Below are 17,807 nucleotides of genomic sequence, written 5' to 3'. Positions count from 1 at the left end.
TGATGGTCGGGCAGAATCACCATGCTGGAGAATGAGCCGAGCACGGGAGCGGAAGGCGGGCTGAAGCGCTGGCTCGAAGGCATCGGCCTTGCGCACTACTCCGATCTCTTCGCGCAGCACCGCCTCGATCTCGATGTCATGGCGGATCTCACCGAATCCGACCTGGTCGAGCTCGGATTGCCGCTTGGCGATCGCAAGCGGCTCCAGCGAGCGATGGCGGCGCTGTTCCAGGCTGAAACCGCGGAGGCGCCGGCCGCCGCGGCGCCCCCGCAGGCCCGGGCGGAGGTCGGGGCCGAACGACGTCAACTCACCACCATGTTCTGCGACATGGTGGATTCCACCTCGCTCTCGGTGCAGTTCGATCCGGAAGACGTGCGTGACTTGATCGCGAGCTTCCGCGAGACCTGCGTCCGCGTGGTCAAGCACTACGAGGGCTTTGCCGCCCGGTTTGTCGGCGACGGAATTTTAGTCTATTTCGGCTATCCGACTGCACATGAGGACGACGCCGAGCGCGCGGTGCGTGCGGGGCTCGAGATCGTGCGGGTGCTGTCGACCGCACGCGCGATCGAGCCGCGTGGCGCGCTCAGCCACTCGCCCGCCGTCCGTATCGGGATCGCGACCGGTCTCGTCGTGGTCGGCGACCTCGTGGGGCAGGGCACCGAAGAGCGCGACTCCGCGGTCGGAGAAACCGTGAATCTCGCCGCGCGCCTGCAAGCGCTGGCGCCGCCCAATGGCGTGGTGATTTCGGCCTCGACGCAGTCGCTGCTGAAGGGGAAGTTCGACTACCGCAATCTCGGCGTCCACGCGCTGAAGGGCATCTCGGAGAAGACGCAGGCCTGGCATGTGGTGCGTGCCTCGCGCGTGGAGACCCGGTTTGCCGCCGCGATGGGCACGCGGCTGACGCCGCTCGTCAACCGCGAGGAGGAGATCGCGCTGCTGATGGGGCGCTGGCAGCAGGTCAAGGATGGCGACGGCCAGGTCGTGGTCAAGTTCGGCGAGCCCGGCATCGGCAAGTCGCGCATCATTCAGGAGATATTCGAGCGGATCGCAGGCGACCGCCACGGACAGGTCTCGTTCCAGTGCTCGCCCTACTACACGTCCACCGCGTTCTATCCGTTCGCCGAGCAGCTCAAGTTCTCCCTCGGCCTCGACCGGGAGGATGCGTCCGCGCACTCGCTGGCGAGCCTGGAGACCGCTATCGCCGCCGCCCATGGCGACATCGAGCAGGTCACGCCGCTGTTTGCCGCGCTGTTGTCCATACCGACCGGAGACCGCTATCCGCCGCTCGAGCTGTCGCCGCAGCAGCAGAAGGACGCGACGGTCGTGGCGCTGGTCAATCATTTCCTCGGCCTCGCACGCGAGATGCCGCTCGTGATGGCCTTCGAGGACCTGCACTGGATCGATCCGACCTCCCGCGAGGTCATCGATCTCTTCGTCGACAAGGTGCAGAACGAGCCGATCCTCGTCATCATCACGGCGCGCTCCGAGTTCCAGCCCAGCTGGAATGCGCATTCGCACATCACCACCCTGGTGCTGAACCGCCTGAGCCGGCAGTTGCGCACGACGATGGTCGAGCGCGTCGCCGGGAGAGAGCTTCCCAAGGAGGTCGTCGAGGAGATCATCGTCAAGACCGACGGCGTGCCGTTGTTCCTGGAGGAGCTGACCAAGACCGTTCTCGAATCCAACCTGCTGACCGAGCGGCATGGGCGCTACGTGCTGTCGGGCCCGTGGCGGCAACTCGCGATCCCGGCAACCCTGACCGACTCGCTGATGGCGCGTCTCGACCGGATGGGGCCGTTCAAACGGATCGCGCAGATCGGTGCCACCATCGGCCGCGAATTCTCCTATGAGACGCTGCACGCAGTCGCCAATACGCCTTCGGAGCAGATCGAGGCGGCGCTCAATCACCTGGAGGAGGCGGGGCTGATCATGCGCCGCGGCCATCCGCCGGATGCGCTCTACTCCTTCAAGCATGTGATGATCCAGAACGCCGCGCATGCGAGCCTGTTGCACAGCGAGCGGCGCAAGCTGCATGCCCGCATCGTCCAGGTGCTCGCCGAGATGTATCCGGAGAAGACCGAGCGCGAGCCGGAGCTGCTCGCCCATCATCTGACCGAATCCGGCCAGAGCGAGGGTGCCGCGAGCTTCTGGCTCAAGGCCGGCAAGCAGGCGGCCAAGAGCGGCGCCAATCTCGAGGCGATCGGCCATCTGCACCGAGGCCTCAGCGTCGTGCAGGCCAATGCGCGCATGCAGGGCGCCGACGAGATGGAGCTCGAACTGCGCATCGCGCTCGGCAACGCGCTGATCGCCGCCAAAGGCTATGCGGTGCAGGAGGTCGAGGAGAACTACGTCCGTGCGCTCGAGCTCGGCCGGCAGCTCGACGATGAGGAGAATACCTTTGCTGCCACGCGCGGGCTCTGGGTGTGCCACTTCATCCGGGCGGATCTGACGCGCGCACACGATCTCAGCGTCGAACTTTTGAAGTTCGCCAAGCGCGAGCGGCTGAGCGAGCGGACGCAGCCGGCGCAGCAGACCGGCTATCTGATCGAGGCGCATCGCGCGATCGCGATGACCATGCTCTATCGCGGGCGCTTTGCCGCCTCGCAGCATCATTTGCACCGCTGCATCAATCTCTACAGCCCCGATCTGCATTCCGACCTGATGGTGCGCCACGGCACCGATCCCGGCGTGGTCTCGCTGTCCTATCTCGGCTATCTCCTGTGGTTCCTCGGCCGGCCCGACGCGGCGCGCCAGCACAGCGAACAGGCGATCGCGAACGCCGAAAAGATCCGCCATCCCTTCACGCTCGCTTTCGCGCTGGTGTTCGGCGCCTATCTCTGCCAGCATTTGCGCGACGTCGAAGGCACGCGCAATCACGCCAACCGTGCCATGATCATCGCCACCGAGCACAATTTCCTGCACTGGAAGCAGCAGGCCGCGATCCTGCGCGGCTGGGCGCTGACCCAGCTCGGCGAGGCCGACGAGGGCCTCAGCCAGATGCGCTTCGGCCTCGACGAATATGAGGCGATGGATTCCTGGCTCGCCGGCTGCTGGTTCCGATGCCTGCTCGCGGAAGCCTACGCCAAGGTCGGCCTGCGCGACGCCGCCCTTCGCGCGCTGGACGGAGCGCTGGCGACCGCAAGGCGGACCGGCGATCACTCCTACCTTGCCGAGGTCTATCGGCTGCAAGGCGAGATCACCCTGTCGGACGGCAATCCGGCGTCGGTGCAGGAAGCGGAAGATCTGTTCGTGCTGTCGCTGGAGACCGCGCGCAAGCAGGGCGCGCTGTCCTGGGAGCTCCGAACCGCCGTCAGTCTCGCGCGCCTGTCGCATGATGCCGGCAAGGGCGAGCAAGCGACGCTCCTGCTGACGCCGATCGTCGGCAAGTTCAGCGAGGGCTTCCTCACGCCGGACCTGAAGCAGGCGATGCAGCTCGTCAACGACCTTCGCGCGGATGCGCCCGTTCGGGAACGGATCGATCCCTGACATGAGCGATCTCGCCGCCGCGCGTGCGCGCTACGTGGAAAGAATCGCAAAGCGCGAGCGGATTTCCTCCAAGCGCCTGCTCGAAGCGCTCGCCGCCGTGCCGCGCGAGGATTTTCTGGCGAGAGGGCCCTGGCGCATCAAGAGCGAGGCGGCGCGGAGCTATCGGCTGACGCCCGACGCCGATCCCGTTCATCTCTACGACAATGTGCTGGTCGCGATCGACGCGCGCCGCAAGCTCGACACCGGCCTGCCGAGCCTGTGGGCGCATTTCATCGATTTGCTCGACGTCGGGGACAAGGACCGCGTGGTCCAGATCGGCTGCGGGCTTGGCTATTTCTCGGCGGTGCTGTCGAAGATCGTCGGTCCGAAGGGCAGCGTGCGTGCGATCGAATGCGACGAGCGGCTTGCAGCCCGTGCCGCGAACTTTCTTCGCGCCTATCGCAATGTCGAGGTCGTCCAGGGCGACGGGTGTGAGGACATCGGCGCGCCCGCCGACGTCATCATCGTGCATGCCGGCTTCTCGCATCCGCATCCGCTCTGGCTCCAGTCGCTCCGCCCGCGCGGCCGCCTTCTGGTGCCGCTGACCCAGCGGGACCGCGAAGGTGCCGTCATCAGGATCACGCGCAGGGGCAAGGGGTTCGAGGCCGAGCCGGTCCAGCAGATCAGGATCTTTCCCGGCCGGGGTCGCGGCACGACCGCGCTCGACGACCGCGTCGCCGACTGGTGGCAGCGCGCCTCCGCGCTGGCGCCGCTGCGGTTTCGCGGCATCGAGCAGGGACTGCCGTCGGATGGCTGATGCTTCGTTTCATTTTACCTTGATTGCGAATGTGAGTATCCAGCGCCCCCCGGTGCGGTTATGACTATGGCTTGATGGCCATTCGAGCACGCTCCATGCATTCCGTTGCACTGCTGACTGCCAGCTATGCCAAGGATATCGAACGCTTTTCGCTGCTCAGCGAGAGCATCGACACCTGGCTGACGGGATATACGCGGCATTATGTTCTCGTTAACGATGAGGACGTGCCGCTGTTCGAGCGGTTCGCTTCCGACAAGCGCGTCATCGTTCCGGCCTCGCGGTACTTGCCGAAATGGCTCTGGGCGCTGCCGCCGGCGCTCCAGTTCATCAGCAAACGACGCGTCTGGCTGTCGCTGCTGTCGTCACCCGTGCACGGCTGGCACATCCAGCAGATGCTGAAGATCGCCGGCGTCCTCAATGCGCCCGAGCAGCGCGTCTGCATCCTGGATTCAGACAATCTGTTCTTCCGCGAATTCGATGTCGGCCAATATGCCGGCGGTGAGAAGACGCCGCTGTTTGTCACGCGCAAAGGGATCGACGCCGACCACCCGTTACACGTGCTGTGGCTCCGCACCGTCGATCAGCTTCTCGGTATCAAGGAGCGCTCGTTTCCGGCGGACGACTATGTCGGCAACGCGCTGGTCTGGGACAAGGATACTGCGCGCGCGATGACCGACGCCATCAAGTCGGCGACTGGCCTCGGCTGGGCTCTCGCACTGTGCCGGAAGAAGAAGTTTTCCGAGTACCTGCTCTACGGCCACTTCGTCGCCAATTCGCCGGAGCATCTGGCAGCACATCGGGTGACGGAAGACAGCATCGCGGTCTCGCATTGGGATGACACGCGTCTCGACCGCCCGGCCATCGAGGCGATGATGCGCGCCGCCTCGCCCGAGCAGGTCGCGCTCTGCATCCAGTCCTATTCGTCGACCTCGATCGACGATATCCGCGATGTGTTTCGTCTCAGCTCGCGCGACCGTCGCGGACCGAGCCTGTCTCCCGATCATATGGGAGACGAAGCCGAGTTCGAGACGCCGAAGACGCGCTAGAACAAGCTGCCCTCAAACGTCCCTCGTGAACCTGCTGATGACGTCCATGAACGGCTTCGGCCTGAATTCGCCGTCGAGCGGCAGGGGACGGTTCGGCTGCTTGTCCGCGCGGGCGAAGGTGCCGTTGATCCAGCTGTAGCGATCCGAGAGGCCCCAGGTCAGGATCGAGCGCACCGGGCCGCTGGTCGAGATCGCGGTCAGGAGATCATCGACACGCTTGGCGACGATGGCGTCGCGCTCGGCCGGGTTGCCCGTCAGCTTCTGATCGTCCACGTCGAGCTCGGTGACGAGAACTTCCAGCCCCCACGAGCGCAGCTCGGTGACGAATTCGGCGAGCCCATGGGTGTCGATCTCGAGCTCGGCATGCAGATGCGACTGCAATCCCACGGCGTGCAGCGGGACACCTTGGTCGAGCAGCTCCATGATCAGGTTGCGGTAGGCAGCGCGCTTGGCGATGAAGGAGTCCTTGGCCGACTCGATGTCGTATTCGTTGATCGCGAGCTTGACGAAGGGATCGGCCGCGGCCGCCGTGCGGAAGGCGAGCGGGATCCAGTTGTTGCCGAGATGCTGCGTCCAGAACGTGTCGCGCCGGTCTTTCGGACTGCGGGGATTGTCCGGGATCGGCTCGTTGACGACGTCCCACGACGTCAGCTTCTCCTTGTAGTAGGAGACGACGGTGCCGATGTGGTCGAGATACGCACGCTCGACGCCTTTGGCGTCCTTGATCTGCTTGGTCCAGTCTGGAATGTCGTGATACCAGGCCAGCGCATGCCCGCGCATCGTCAGATCGTTCGCCCGCGCGAAATCCAGGATCGCGTCAGCGCGCTCGAAGGCAAACGTGTGCGCGTCCGGGCGCAGCATCGGCCATTTCAGCTCGAGCACCGGCACGACCTGCGTGCAATAGGTGCTGATGGCTTCGCCAAGCCGCGGATCGGCCTGCAGGTCCCAGAGCGTTGCCGCTGCACCAAATCCCGGACGGCGCTGGGCAAGTTTCGACGCCGGCAAGGCTGACGCGGATCCGCCCGCCGCAAGCGTTGCGGCAGTGCCGAGAAGGAATTCGCGTCTGTCGAGCCTGGCCACGGCATTCCCTCGGGAACCAATGCGCCATCGTACCAAGCGGCGCCGTGCAATGCCGGGGTTTCGTCGTGTTGGGTTAACCTTTGCCGGGTGTCCGGTGCGTCAACCCATGGGCCGCTGCATCGCTGTTCCGGCGCGTTCACGCGCTGGAAAGCGTCTTAAGGCGCCTGAATGATGGTCTCTTATCAGTGATCTGTGGCTCCGGTTCGAGGAAAGGGCAAATTTAACGCTAACGCGCGAAATCCGCCGTGCTGCTCCATTCGCGGCCCGATTTGCAGACTTATGTGACACTCTTCGGGGATGCTGCGGCGCAGTCCGATCGCCACCCCAAGGTCCAACTGATCAACGGCCGCAAAACTCGCATGACCGCTTCCGGTCCCGTGCCCGCATGCTGAACCGCCATTTCTCCATCTACCTGGTCGCCTATATCCTGCCTGCGGCGGTGGGCTTCTTCGCGGTCACCGCCTACACGCGGCTGCTGACGCCCGCAGAGTACGGCGTCTATGTCGTCGGCATCAGCCTTGCCGGCATTCTGGGTGCGATCTTCTTCGCCTGGATCAAGCTGTCGGTGTCCCGCTATCAGGCGATGTCGGCGGAGGTGGATTTTCGCGCCACGGCGATGGTCGCCTTTGGGCTCACGGCCGCGGTGCTCTGTGCCACGACCCCGCTGGTCTTCCTGTTCCGCAGCGACGTCAGCGTCGAGCTGCTGCTCGCCAGCATGTTCGTCGCGATCATGGCCAATGCGGTCGATGTCGGCCAGGAGTTCGAGCGCGCCAAATTGCGCCCTTACCGGTTCGCGGCGATCTCGATCGTGCGCAGCGTATCGAGCGTGGGCTTCGGCCTGCTCGGGATCTGGCTCGGCTGGGGCGGCATGGGCCTGCTCGCGGCGTTCGGGCTGGGCTCGCTGACCGGCATCATCCTCAATCTCGTGGGCGACCGCACCAGGATCGCGCCTTTCCAGCGCAGCCAGTTCATGCAGCTGGCGCGCTACGGCCTGCCGCTGACGCTGGCCGGTCTCTCGGTCGCGCTGTACTCGACCTGCGACCGCCTGATCGTCGCTTATCTCCTCGGCAAGGACGCCGCCGGCATCTTTGGCGTCGCCGCCGATCTGCCGCGCCAGTTCATGGTGATGATCGCCTCCAGCGTCGCCGCGGCGACCGTGCCGCTCGTGTTCCGATCGCTGTCGGAGAAGAACAATGAGACCACGCGCGAGCGGTTGACCGAAAGTCTCGAACTGCTGCTCGTCGTCGTCGCGCCCGTCGCGATCTGGCTGGCGCTGGCGGCGGACCAGGTCGCAGGCACGCTGGTCGGCGTCGACTTCCGCGCCGGCGTGTCGGCGCTGCTGCCGACCCTGGTGCTGGCCCGCTTCTTCGGCATCGCCAATCAGTTCTACGTCCAGATCAGCTTTCAGCTCGCCGAGCGGCCGTTCATGCTGGCGGCGCAGTCCTTCCTCACGCTGGTGGTGAGCGTCGCGCTGATGTTCGCGCTGGTCGCAGGTTACGGCCTCAACGGCGCGGCGCTGGCGACGCTTGCGACCGAGGCGATCGGCTTCGTCGTCGCACTCGTCCTGATGCACCGTGCCCATCCCGTGCCGTTCGACGTCAATCGTCTCGCCGGCGTTGCCGCCTCCGCCGCAGCCATGGCGGCTGCGATCCTCGTCGCGCGATCGCAGGTCGACGGCACCGGCCTCGTCGCGCTGGTCATCGTGAGCCTTGCGGGCGGTTTCGCTTACGCCGCCGCGGCATGGCTTCTCAATGTCGCGAACGTGCGAACGCTGTCGCTGCGTGTTCTGCGAACCTTCAACCGGAAGGCGCTGGGCGTCTAGCCGCGGTGTCTGCCGAGGCAACCGGGCCGGGCTCCAGGCGGCGGGAACTTTGCTCGAGCGAGCAATATTGACCAGTAACTTCGGCCCCGGCGGCTCATGCTGGCTGTATCACCGCCCCTTATCGGCATCTATCGGTGACTGAGAGTGCTGTAACGCTCCCGCCTGATCTCGAGGGTGCATCGCATGCATTTGCAACATTCCCACTCATTCGGTTCGTCACTTGCATCAGACCGGCGGCCGCGCTGTCCCAGGTGCGGCGAACCCATGAGCTTGGTGAGGATCCCCGGCTCATCCGCCTTTGACATCGGAACGTTCGCGTGCGCCTGCCTTCACATTCGTGCTGCCGCAGTCGAAACCGATCCGATGAGATCGGCCGCGGCCCTCTGGCTCGCCAGTCACGATTTGAGGCCACCGACCTGAGCGGGTGCCCCCGAATGGAGGACCTGGAAGACTTCATCCACCTCGAAAACCTCAAAATCCTCAGACGGCAGATCGATCTGGCCAAAGACGACGTCCGGCGGCAATGGCTCATGATACGTCTGGCCGAGGAGGAGGCGAAAGGCCGGGTTGCGACCCGATAGGCGGTCGCCGGCGTACCGCCAAAGGGCCGTCGATGGGAGATGTGTGGTGAGCGGATACATATTCAACAACAGGGGAATCCGCGCCGGGGTTCTGAACGGCACATCGATCTTCGACCTCACCGGCAAGAAAGTCTACGATCTCCGGGGGAACAATATCTATCGTCTCTCGGGCGAGTTGGTCGGCCATACGCTCGACGCGTCGGGTGCTGACAAGCGTCTGGACCGCGACAGCGAAGCGCTGCTCTCCGTCCTGCGAGCACCGGAGCCTGACGAGCCCGAGAACCGTCCCGCTCCGCAAAGGCAGCCATCTGACAGCTTTGCGGAAGCAATACGTCTGCGCCGGCAGGTCTCGGACACCCCGTCCGATCGTCCCAAGAAAGGATGATCCTGCATTCCGAGAGCTTCACGAACACTTCGCACAGGCCCGCAACGACACCCGATGCGGGCCCGGTCACGCCGAAAATCTATTGCAGCGGCGACCGCATCCCGGTCGCAGCATCGTAGACCAGGATTTGCAGCATTGGGAATCTGCCGAGCAACTCGGCGCCGGCTTCTCGGGCAGCAGTTTCGCTGTCGTAACGGGTCTTGAAGTGGCCATCGACCACAAGCGTGAAGCCATCGGCCGGTGCGACGTCAGCCCTTTGAATGATTCTCGGCGCGATCTCGTCGACGTGCGCGGTCGGCTTTTTCATGGGGTACCTTCATATCGTTGCAGGAGGCGGCTCGAGGCGTTCTTGCCCCCAACTGTCTCAGTCGTCCCTCACGATCTCAGGCTTGTCATACAAGACCGCGTTCAGGAGGGAACTGTGAACCTCGATCTTGCCGTTGTAGGTGATAAAGCCGAGCTTGCGAAATTTGTTCATGAAAAAGCTGACGCGTGAGCGGGTCGTCCCGATCATCTCTGCGAGCGTCTCCTGACTGACCTGCGCCGTGATGGGCTGCGTAGCGCCATCCTTGCCAAAATTCGCCAGGAGCAGGAGAAGACGCGCAAGCCGCTTCTCGCTCGAATTGAACAACTGGTCGATCAGGTCTTCTTCGATGCGGCTGTTTCGACTGAGCAGATACTCCATGAACAACTCGGAGAACTTTGGCTCGCCCTTGAGTATCGCAAGCATAGCCGATTTCGCGATCGACGTGACCAGGCATTGCTCCATCGCCACCGTTGTCGAAATCCGCAAGGGATGGCCGTTCAGGCAACCTTCGCCGAAGAATTGTCCGGGCTCCATGATTCCGACCACGGCTTCCTTGCCCTGCTCGGAGACGACGAGAACCTTGATCCTGCCCTTCTGGATGTAGAAAACCGTGTCCGCGGCGTCGCCCTGCGAGAACACGACCTGGTTCTTGTCGAATTTCAGTATGGCTTTGCCCTCGCCGACCTTGGCGAGAAAGAGTTTTGGATCGAACGAGCTTTTCGCCGCTTTTAGCATAACGTCGTCAAGAACCTGATGGAGGGGGCTTCAGTTTAGCAGGGCCGGGGCCGGGCGCGTTAGGCAAATCTTGCGTCCGCCTTCGGGCCCCCCGGTGATCCCGGCCAGGCAATTGTGGCGGCGGCCTCGGCCGGCTCGCCATACGGCTCGCCTGCGCTCTCAATGCCGTACGACCGTCTGATGCCGGTCCTTCATGAGTGCGGCATCCAGCTCCGTTTGGCTGACCGAGTAGAACTGGATCAGTAATTGGGGGGCAGACCTCGCGGGCGTCTGAAGCAGCGTCGCCACGCGCCGATAGGCGATCCTCGACAACCCTTCGATCTGCTCGTCGTCAGTGACGACGACATATTCACCGGCGGGCTGAGTGCCCTCCAGGCCCTGAAGGACGAAGGGATTGGCGAACGAAACGGTGGTCCGTGTTGTTCTGATAGTCAAGGTGAGATCTCCTGGACGAACTGCAGAGGCGTCAGCCGCGCCACTTGTCGACCCCTCTTCGTGCCGGTCGAGGGACGGCCATCAGAGAGCCTATCGGTTGGCTCGCTCTGCTGCAGAGCAAAATTGCTCAGCTTTGAAGGAATGGTCCGCAACTGATCCTGAGCCGCGCGCCGATCATACGATCGGCATCTGAGCAGTTTTGCACATCATCCGCCCTTGCCCGGGTCTAGTCTGACGGGTGACGGAACACTGCTTGGTCGTCCGTTGGTGAGGTGAAAATGAACATATCTGGTGAAAGCCTTCTCGTCATATTGGCTGTGGGCATCGCGGCCGGTTGGCTTGCGGGCCAGATCGTCATGGGTACGGGCTTGGGCCTGGTCGGCGATCTCGTCGTGGGAATAGCGGGCGCCTTCATCGCGAGCTGGTTATTTCCGCAGCTGGGAATCCATCTCGGTTCGGGGATCGTCTCGCAGATCATCGACGCCGCGGTCGGCGCGGTCTTGCTGCTCATGATCATCGGGCTCGTCCGCGGACGAAGCCGATGGGGCGGAAGCTGGGGCGGCGTTTGGCGCAAACGCTGGTAGGCGGGCATCGTGAGAGTCTGCCTGGAACGAACGTCGCCGGGACTACTTGGTGATGGCGACCGGATATGATGCCCACTCATCATACCCGATGAATGGCGGCCCCGGTTCGCACCCCCGTGCTGGGGCCGCTTCCTTGAGCGTTCCCCTTCAGCTGCTATTTGGCTGATCTCATCGGGTCGTCCATGGATATCTTGTGGACGTTCCCGCATTTGGCACATTCGAAGATTCGAAGATTGGGACCGTCGCAGCTTGCCCCGACGTGGATCAGCATCATGCGGCTCTGGCAGGCCGGGCAGAGTGGCCGGGGTATCGGAATCAGCGTCGGTTCTGGACGAGCATAGACCTCGGACATATGAAGCTCCTGCCCATATGGCGGGGTACGCTGTACCCGAAGCCGCCGCCGATGACAGCCGATTCGCCGGCTGCGTCATGGCCAGCATGCCGCGCTCGCGTGTCAGCTTCAGTTCAATATTGCTCACATTGCCGGAAAATCGCCGGCCGGTCGGTGAACATCTCCGACCTGCGTCCCTTCCCATCTCAGTCGCGGTGTGTCATGGGGGGCAGGCCAATTCGGCGGGACGCCGGCTCCCGGCGTGAGCAATATTGCTCAGCAGGACATCCAGGCTCGGATCAATATGAGTGCGTGCGGGGCAGGACCTCAGAACTGCTGCCGGAGGCGTCCGTGGGCGATAACGATACTTCTTCGGCGGACATCGGGAACAGACCAGAAATGACTGAGAGAACGCCGGAGATCCGCGCGACGGCGCGGATGCTCGCCCGCTACCGCGAGCCCGACAGTGCGCGCGGTGTCCTCGAGCTGGCGATCACGGCGGTGCCGCTCGTCATCATCTGGGTTCTGATCTGGGCCGCTCTTGATCACGGCTATTGGTTTGCCCTGCTGCTCGAGGTGCCCGCGGCGGGTTTGCTGGTCCGTCTCTTCATGATCCAGCACGATTGCGGACATGGCTCGTTCTTCCGCGGCCGCGTTGCGAACGATTGGGTCGGCCGCGCCATCGGCGTGATGACACTGACGCCATACGATTACTGGCGACATAACCATGCACGCCACCATGCGAACTCCGGCAATCTCGATCACAGAGGCTCGGGCGACATCGATACGTTGACCGTGCGCGAGTTTCGCGATCAGCCCCTATGGGGTCGGATGCTGTACCGTTTGTATCGCCATCCCCTCGTGATGTTTGGCGTCGGTCCCTCGTATTTGTTCATCTTGAAGCATCGCTTGCCGGTCGGGCTGATGCGTGTTGGCTGGAAGCCCTGGCTGAGCACAATGGGCACGAACGTCGCGATCGCGGTTCTCGTCGGCGCGATGATCCGGCTGGTCGGCTATGGGCCGTTCCTGCTGGTTCACCTGCCGATCATCGTTCTGGCGGCGTCGATCGGTGTCTGGCTGTTCTACGTCCAGCACCAATTCGAGCACACCCACTGGTCCCACGACGAGAACTGGAATTTTCACGACGCTGCGCTGTACGGCAGCTCGCACTACCAATTGCCGGGTGTCTTGCGATGGTTCACGGCGAATATCGGCGTCCACCACATCCATCATTTGTGCAGTCGAATTCCCTGCTATCGCCTGCCGGACGTGTTGCGGGACCATCCGCAACTCGCCGGCGTCGGACGGATTACGCTGCTCCAGAGCTTGCGGACCGTGCGGCTGACCTTGTGGGATGAGGAGCGCTTGCGGCTTGTCTCCTTTGGAGAGGCAGCCTTGACCTCAATCGCCTCGCCGACGCCGGCGGCCGCCTCGCGGCGAGGCCGCTGAGGGTCGTGAAGGTGCGCGCCCCGCAGTGGTGTTTACTGCCGAGGTTCGGCCGGAAGGTGCCGGGCGTTTAGCCACCATTCTCAACCAAAGCCTGCCGGTTCAAAGAATATAGGCCGGTTTGCGCCGCACCGTTGTGATCCGGGTCGTGATCGCCGCGGCGCTCCACCGCAACGGGGGGAAAACCGGCGGATCCGCCCCCTCCAAGGCGGACATTCTGCCGCAGCGATCGCCGCCAGCCTCGGACCAGCCTTGGCCGGGAGCCACCCTTCCGCCCGCGCGAGCCGTCGTATATGAGAGATTTGTCGTTGGAACGTGCCAAATATCGCCACAGACGGAACGTATGGCGGCTGCGATTTCTTAATCCAAAGATCGCAATCTGAGACCTAATCGACATGAGCGCGGACTGGCATTTCGACCGGGGCATGGCATGAAAAACCGACTGACGACGGCGCAATCCACCCTGGCGATGCGGCGTTGGGCCCCTCCCGGCAGGATCGCGCTTGCGGCGTTGGCCGTGCTTGCCGTGGTGAACCCGGCGGCCGCGGCCAAGCAGGCGCGCCAGCCGGCCGAGGCGGTGGCGCCGCGCGAGGCCGGCGAGCCGATCATGGCGATCGTGTCGATCAAGAGCCAGCAGGTCACCTTCTACGACGCCGACGGCTGGATCCTGCGTGCGCCGGTGTCCACCGGCACCACCGGGCGCGAGACGCCGGCCGGCGTCTTCGCCGTCGTCGAGAAGGACAAGGACCACCACTCGACCATGTATGACGATGCCTGGATGCCCAACATGCAGCGCATCACCTGGAACGGTATCGCGCTGCATGGCGGGCCGCTGCCGGGCTATGCCGCCTCGCATGGCTGCGTGCGGATGCCCTTCGGCTTTGCGGAGGGGCTGTTCGACAGGACCAACATCGGCATGCGCGTGATCATCTCGCCGAACGACGCGGCCCCGGTCGATTTCAACCATCCCTCGCTGTTCGTGCCGAAGCGCGAAGCCATTGCGGCGGTGCCGAGCCGGGCCGACAAGCTCTCCGCCGAAGCCGAGGAGGCGACCCGGGCCGCCGACGAGGCCAAGAAGGCCGCGGCGATCGCCGCGAAGGAGGCCGCCTCGCTTCCCGCCTCGCTGCGCAAGCTGGAACAGCAGAAAGCCCGCGCCGATGCCGAGCTTGCTTTTGCCGACAAGTCGCTCGCGGCGGCAAAGACCGATCAGGCCCGCGCCAAGGCCGAGGAGCTGAAGCAGAAGGCCGCCACCAAGGCTGCCGATGCGACAACGCAGCTCGACACCGCCAAGGCCGCTGCGCAACCGAAGCGCGACGCCGTCGCCGCCACGAAGGAGGCCGCGAAGGCGGCTGCGACCAAGAAGGCCGAGATCGTGAAGGCTGCGACCGACGCAAAGCTCGCGCTCGAGCCGGTCTCGGTCTACGTCAGCCGCGCCACGCAGAAGCTCTATGTGCGGCGGAACACGCACAAGCCGGCGCCGGATGGCGGCGGCGAGGTGTTCGACACCAGCATCGAGGTCCCGGTCACGATCCGCAATCCCGACCAGCCGCTCGGCACGCATATCTTCACGGCGATGGCGAAGAACGATACCGGCCTGCGCTGGAGCGTGGTCACGATCGAAAACGGCGACGATGCCAAGGACGCGCTCGATCGCATCACCATTCCGCAGGACGTTTGGGATCGCATCGCGCCGACCGCATTGCCGCGTTCGTCGATCATCATCTCGGACGAGCCACTGAGCAGCGAGACCAACTACCGCACCGAATTCGTCGCAGTGCTGAGCAACCATCCCCAGGGCGGCTTCATCACGCGCAAGCCGACCGCGCCTCCGATGGACATTGCGAGCGACGACAGCTGGGACAATGGCGGCAACGGCTTCGGCTTCTTCTTCCAGCGCGATCCGAACCCGCAACCGGTCAATCCGCGCCGGCAGCGCGGCGGCCAGTACCCGTACTATCAGCCGGCGCAGCCGATGCCGCGGAGCTTCTGGTAGGACGCGCAGCCGTCGGGGAGCGAGCTCTCCTTCGACTAAGGTCGCGCCGTGATCACCAGGGCCTGAATCCTGGCTTCGACGGGGCCGGGCCCATGGCGCATTCGGATCGCCTCGGCAACGGCGTCCGTCGCGGCCTCAAGCTTGCTCGCATCCCTTGCCTCGATCTCGTTTCGCAGCGGCGTCCCCTGGCAGTATGCGAACGCCACATATTCGGGTGTCGGCGCGCGGCTCACGGCAGGAAGCGTTTCGATTGAGATGTGGCGGAAGCCCGCTTGCTCCAGATCGGCGTTGATGACGGCCTTGTCGTGATAGCCGTGCGGCGTCCGCGCCATGAAACGCGGCGGATCGTCGGGAAAGATCTTTCCGAGCACGGCCGTCGCCTCGTCGGCGAACACGTTCTCCTCGATGCGGTCCCAGACGTTGAACACGAACGTGCCTTCCGGCCGTAAGACCCGCTTCGCCTCGGCGTAACCCTTGATGCGATCCGGAAAGAACATGGCGCCGAACTGGCAGCAGACCACGTCGAACGCTGCGTCGTCGAACGGCAGCGCGATGGCATCCGCCGGGCGCCAGGTAATGCGATCGTCATCGGCCTGGCGCTGCGCCGCGACCGCGAGCATCGGCTCGTTGAGATCGGTCGCGACGTAACGGATGCCGGGAGGCAGCGCTGCCGTCACGGCCCGCGTCACGGCGCCGGTGCCTGCGGCGGTTTCCAGCAGCGTTGATGGGGAGAGCGCGGCGACACGCCTGGCGATGTCGGCGGCGTAGTGGGCGAAGATCAGCGGGACGAGATACTCGTCGTAGATTTTCGGGATCGAGCCGGCGAAGACCTTGTCGGTAGAGGACATGTTTGCCTCGCTGAAGGTTCGGACACGGGATCAAGCTACCATGGAACGCCATCTACCGGGCGAGCAGCGATGTGAACCCCGCCGGTTCCTGCATCGCCTTGCGCGCTTCGAGAAGGTCCGCGTCGTTGGTGGCATTCGCGAGCTTGGGTGCGCGTTGATAGGCCGAATTGCCCATCACCAGCGCTATGCGCTGGTCGGCCAATGCTGCGGTCGGCTGGAAGGCGAGCGCCAGGCGCTGAGAAGAAATAGAAAAAAGAACTTCATCACGGCCCCCGAGCCGGGATTGCAATGTCGGCGAGAATATCCGACCGGGGCCGCAATACAATTTCTATTTGATTTCGTCCGGCGCTTGCTGTCGCCGCAAACCGGCGAAGGTTCTAGGACTTACCGCCGCCGACCTCCCGGATCGGCCGCGATCCGTCCCAGTTCATCGCCGCCTGCCGGACCTTCTCGAAGAACGGCCCCTTGGTGCCGCTGGTGTCGGAGATCTCGATCACTGTTCCCGGATGCGCCTGGGTGTCGAAATAGGCAAAGCGTCCCTTGTCGCCGCCGATCTGGCCCTCGTGGCCGATCCTGTAGCCGAGCGCGAGCGCCTTGTCGTAGAGCGCCTGATAGTCGTGGCTCCAGTACGACATGTGCTGGAGTCCTTCGTGGCCGGCGTCGAGGAATTCCTTGTACAGCGAGGGCGCGTCGTTGCGCTGCTGGATCAGCTCGATCTGGAGATCGCCGGAATTGGCGAGCGCAATGCTCATCTCTATGCGAGAGTCCTGGCCGCGATGGCGGAACCAGTCGGTCCGGACGCGGTCCATGTAGTACCAGGGGCCGACGCCCATCACCTCGATCCAGTGCCTCATCGCGGCGTGGATGTCCCGCACCACATATCCGTTCTGGCGCACCGCGCCGAAGATGCGGCTCATGCCCGCGCTCCTCTTGCCTTGTTCACTTGACCTGGGTTCACTTGACCTCGATGCCGGCGTCCTTGGCAACCTGCTTCCAGGCCGCGATGTCGCGCGCGTTGATGTCGCGCTGCTCCTCGCCGGGGACGAATTGCGGCGTGATTCCGAGCGCCAGCAGCTTCTCCTTCACCTCGGCATCGCCGAGCGCGTCCTTCAGGGCCGCCGAGAGCTTCTTGGCGACCGGCTCGGCAAGGCCCGCCGGCGCATACATCGCCCAGGACAGGCTGCGGTCGAACGCCACGCCCTGTTCCTTGTAGCTCGCGACGTCGGGCAGGCTCGGCGAGCGCTCGCCGCAGGCGGCCAGCGCCTTGATCGAGCCGTCCTTCACCAGCGGCGTCGCGGTCGCCATGTCGAGTGTCGCAAGCGAGATGTGGCCGCCGAGCAGGTCGCCGGCGAGTTTCGCGATGCCGTTGAAGGGCACGTGATCCATCTTGATGCCGCTCTGCTGCATCAAGATCTCCGCGCAGAATTGCCCGGTCGAGCCGACGCCCCAGCTGCCATACTGGATCGGCTCGCCCTTCCTGGCGAGCGCAATCAGGTCCTTGATGTCATTGGCGGCAAAGTCCTTGGTCGCCACCAGCATGATCGAGGAGGTGCCGACGCGGCCGATCGTCGTGAAATCCTTGATCGGATCGTAAGCCAGCTTTGGATAGATCGCGGGCGCCAGCACATGCGTGGTCATGCCGCCGACGGTGATGGTGTAGCCGTCGTTCGGCGACGCCGCGACCATTTGCGTGCCGAGCGTACCGGCCGCACCCGTGTGGTTCTCGATATAGATGCTCTGCCCGAGCGTCTTGCCCATCCTGTCCGCGAGCAACCGGCCGACCACATCGCCGCCGCCGCCAGCCGCGTAAGGAAGCAGCATCCTGATCTTGTGGGTGGGGTAGGCGGCGGGATCCTCGGCCCGGACGGGCAACGCCGCCGACAGCAATGCGAGAAACGAAAGCGTGACGGTGCGCAGCATCATGATGGCTTC

17 protein-coding genes are annotated in these 17,807 nt (G+C 64.3%); 9 read left to right on the top strand and 8 right to left on the bottom strand.

Annotated features, from left to right (window positions below; genetic code table 11):
- The first annotated feature begins 21 nt into the window (after positions 1-21).
- The 3 genes from ACVWW6_RS41170 to ACVWW6_RS41160 all read left to right on the top strand — a co-directional run bounded on the left by ACVWW6_RS41170 (position 22) and on the right by ACVWW6_RS41160 (position 5,328).
- On the top strand, positions 22-3,486 hold the full coding sequence (locus tag ACVWW6_RS41170; RefSeq protein WP_456682781.1) for an ATP-binding protein: 3,465 nt from the start codon (positions 22-24) through the stop codon (positions 3,484-3,486).
- A gap of 1 nt (position 3,487) precedes the next feature.
- Entirely contained in the window at positions 3,488-4,282 is a 795-nt protein-coding gene (locus tag ACVWW6_RS41165) for a protein-L-isoaspartate O-methyltransferase family protein (RefSeq protein WP_456682780.1), read from the top strand.
- A 95-nt stretch (positions 4,283-4,377) separates the two neighbouring features.
- The gene (locus tag ACVWW6_RS41160; RefSeq protein WP_038966521.1) at positions 4,378-5,328 is read left to right on the top strand and encodes a DUF6492 family protein; all 951 of its coding nucleotides are present in this window, start codon (positions 4,378-4,380) and stop codon (positions 5,326-5,328) included.
- 12 nt (positions 5,329-5,340) lie between these two features.
- Here ACVWW6_RS41160 and ACVWW6_RS41155 read toward each other — a convergent pair whose 3' ends face one another.
- Entirely contained in the window at positions 5,341-6,408 is a 1,068-nt protein-coding gene (locus ACVWW6_RS41155; RefSeq protein ID WP_161536211.1) for an endo-1,4-beta-xylanase, read from the bottom strand.
- Between the two features lie 385 nt (positions 6,409-6,793).
- On the opposite strand from ACVWW6_RS41155, the gene ACVWW6_RS41150 reads away from it, so the two are divergent.
- The 3 genes from ACVWW6_RS41150 (at position 6,794) to ACVWW6_RS41140 (ending at position 9,196) form a co-directional block, all read left to right on the top strand.
- Positions 6,794-8,230, top strand: a complete 1,437-nt coding sequence (locus tag ACVWW6_RS41150; protein ID WP_304550931.1) for a lipopolysaccharide biosynthesis protein — start codon at positions 6,794-6,796, stop codon at positions 8,228-8,230.
- Positions 8,231-8,664: 434 nt separating this feature from the next.
- Positions 8,665-8,811 (top strand): hypothetical protein, encoded by a 147-nt coding sequence (locus ACVWW6_RS41145; RefSeq protein ID WP_156149857.1) that lies wholly within the window; start codon positions 8,665-8,667, stop codon positions 8,809-8,811.
- Between the two features lie 46 nt (positions 8,812-8,857).
- Positions 8,858-9,196: a hypothetical protein gene (locus ACVWW6_RS41140; protein ID WP_049832558.1), complete on the top strand. Its 339-nt coding sequence runs from the start codon at positions 8,858-8,860 to the stop codon at positions 9,194-9,196.
- A 79-nt stretch (positions 9,197-9,275) separates the two neighbouring features.
- On the opposite strand, the gene ACVWW6_RS41135 is transcribed toward ACVWW6_RS41140, so the two are convergent.
- From ACVWW6_RS41135 to ACVWW6_RS41125, 3 genes are all read right to left on the bottom strand, one after another.
- Entirely contained in the window at positions 9,276-9,503 is a 228-nt protein-coding gene (locus ACVWW6_RS41135; protein WP_028175197.1) for a hypothetical protein, read from the bottom strand.
- A 57-nt stretch (positions 9,504-9,560) separates the two neighbouring features.
- A complete protein-coding gene (locus tag ACVWW6_RS41130) occupies positions 9,561-10,238 on the bottom strand; it encodes a Crp/Fnr family transcriptional regulator (protein WP_011085032.1) in 678 nt (225 codons plus the stop codon).
- Positions 10,239-10,397: 159 nt separating this feature from the next.
- Positions 10,398-10,673 carry a hypothetical protein gene (locus ACVWW6_RS41125; RefSeq protein ID WP_011085033.1) on the bottom strand — a complete coding sequence of 92 codons (276 nt, stop codon included), beginning with the start codon at positions 10,671-10,673 and terminating at the stop codon, positions 10,398-10,400.
- A 278-nt stretch (positions 10,674-10,951) separates the two neighbouring features.
- Between ACVWW6_RS41125 and ACVWW6_RS41120 the strand changes: the two genes are divergently transcribed.
- The 3 genes from ACVWW6_RS41120 (at position 10,952) to ACVWW6_RS41110 (ending at position 15,027) form a co-directional block, all read left to right on the top strand.
- Complete coding sequence (locus tag ACVWW6_RS41120) at positions 10,952-11,257, top strand: GlsB/YeaQ/YmgE family stress response membrane protein (protein ID WP_038966522.1); 306 nt, start codon at positions 10,952-10,954, stop codon at positions 11,255-11,257.
- Positions 11,258-11,987: 730 nt separating this feature from the next.
- Positions 11,988-13,037 (top strand): fatty acid desaturase, encoded by a 1,050-nt coding sequence (locus tag ACVWW6_RS41115; RefSeq protein WP_456683236.1) that lies wholly within the window; start codon positions 11,988-11,990, stop codon positions 13,035-13,037.
- A gap of 427 nt (positions 13,038-13,464) precedes the next feature.
- A complete protein-coding gene (locus tag ACVWW6_RS41110) occupies positions 13,465-15,027 on the top strand; it encodes a L,D-transpeptidase family protein (RefSeq protein WP_456682779.1) in 1,563 nt (520 codons plus the stop codon).
- Positions 15,028-15,062: 35 nt separating this feature from the next.
- Here ACVWW6_RS41110 and ACVWW6_RS41105 read toward each other — a convergent pair whose 3' ends face one another.
- From ACVWW6_RS41105 to ACVWW6_RS41090, 4 genes are all read right to left on the bottom strand, one after another.
- Complete coding sequence (locus tag ACVWW6_RS41105; RefSeq protein WP_060910728.1) at positions 15,063-15,875, bottom strand: class I SAM-dependent methyltransferase; 813 nt, start codon at positions 15,873-15,875, stop codon at positions 15,063-15,065.
- Between the two features lie 52 nt (positions 15,876-15,927).
- Complete coding sequence (locus tag ACVWW6_RS41100; RefSeq protein WP_456682778.1) at positions 15,928-16,164, bottom strand: hypothetical protein; 237 nt, start codon at positions 16,162-16,164, stop codon at positions 15,928-15,930.
- Between the two features lie 88 nt (positions 16,165-16,252).
- Complete coding sequence (locus tag ACVWW6_RS41095) at positions 16,253-16,792, bottom strand: VOC family protein (protein WP_060910730.1); 540 nt, start codon at positions 16,790-16,792, stop codon at positions 16,253-16,255.
- Between the two features lie 37 nt (positions 16,793-16,829).
- Positions 16,830-17,798 carry a Bug family tripartite tricarboxylate transporter substrate binding protein gene (locus ACVWW6_RS41090; RefSeq protein ID WP_456682777.1) on the bottom strand — a complete coding sequence of 323 codons (969 nt, stop codon included), beginning with the start codon at positions 17,796-17,798 and terminating at the stop codon, positions 16,830-16,832.
- Positions 17,799-17,807: the final 9 nt, after the last annotated feature.

Source organism: Bradyrhizobium sp. USDA 3311 (assembly GCF_054062495.1).
Note: the sequence above shows the minus strand (reverse complement) of the source record. Positions and strands in the feature narration are given on the sequence as shown.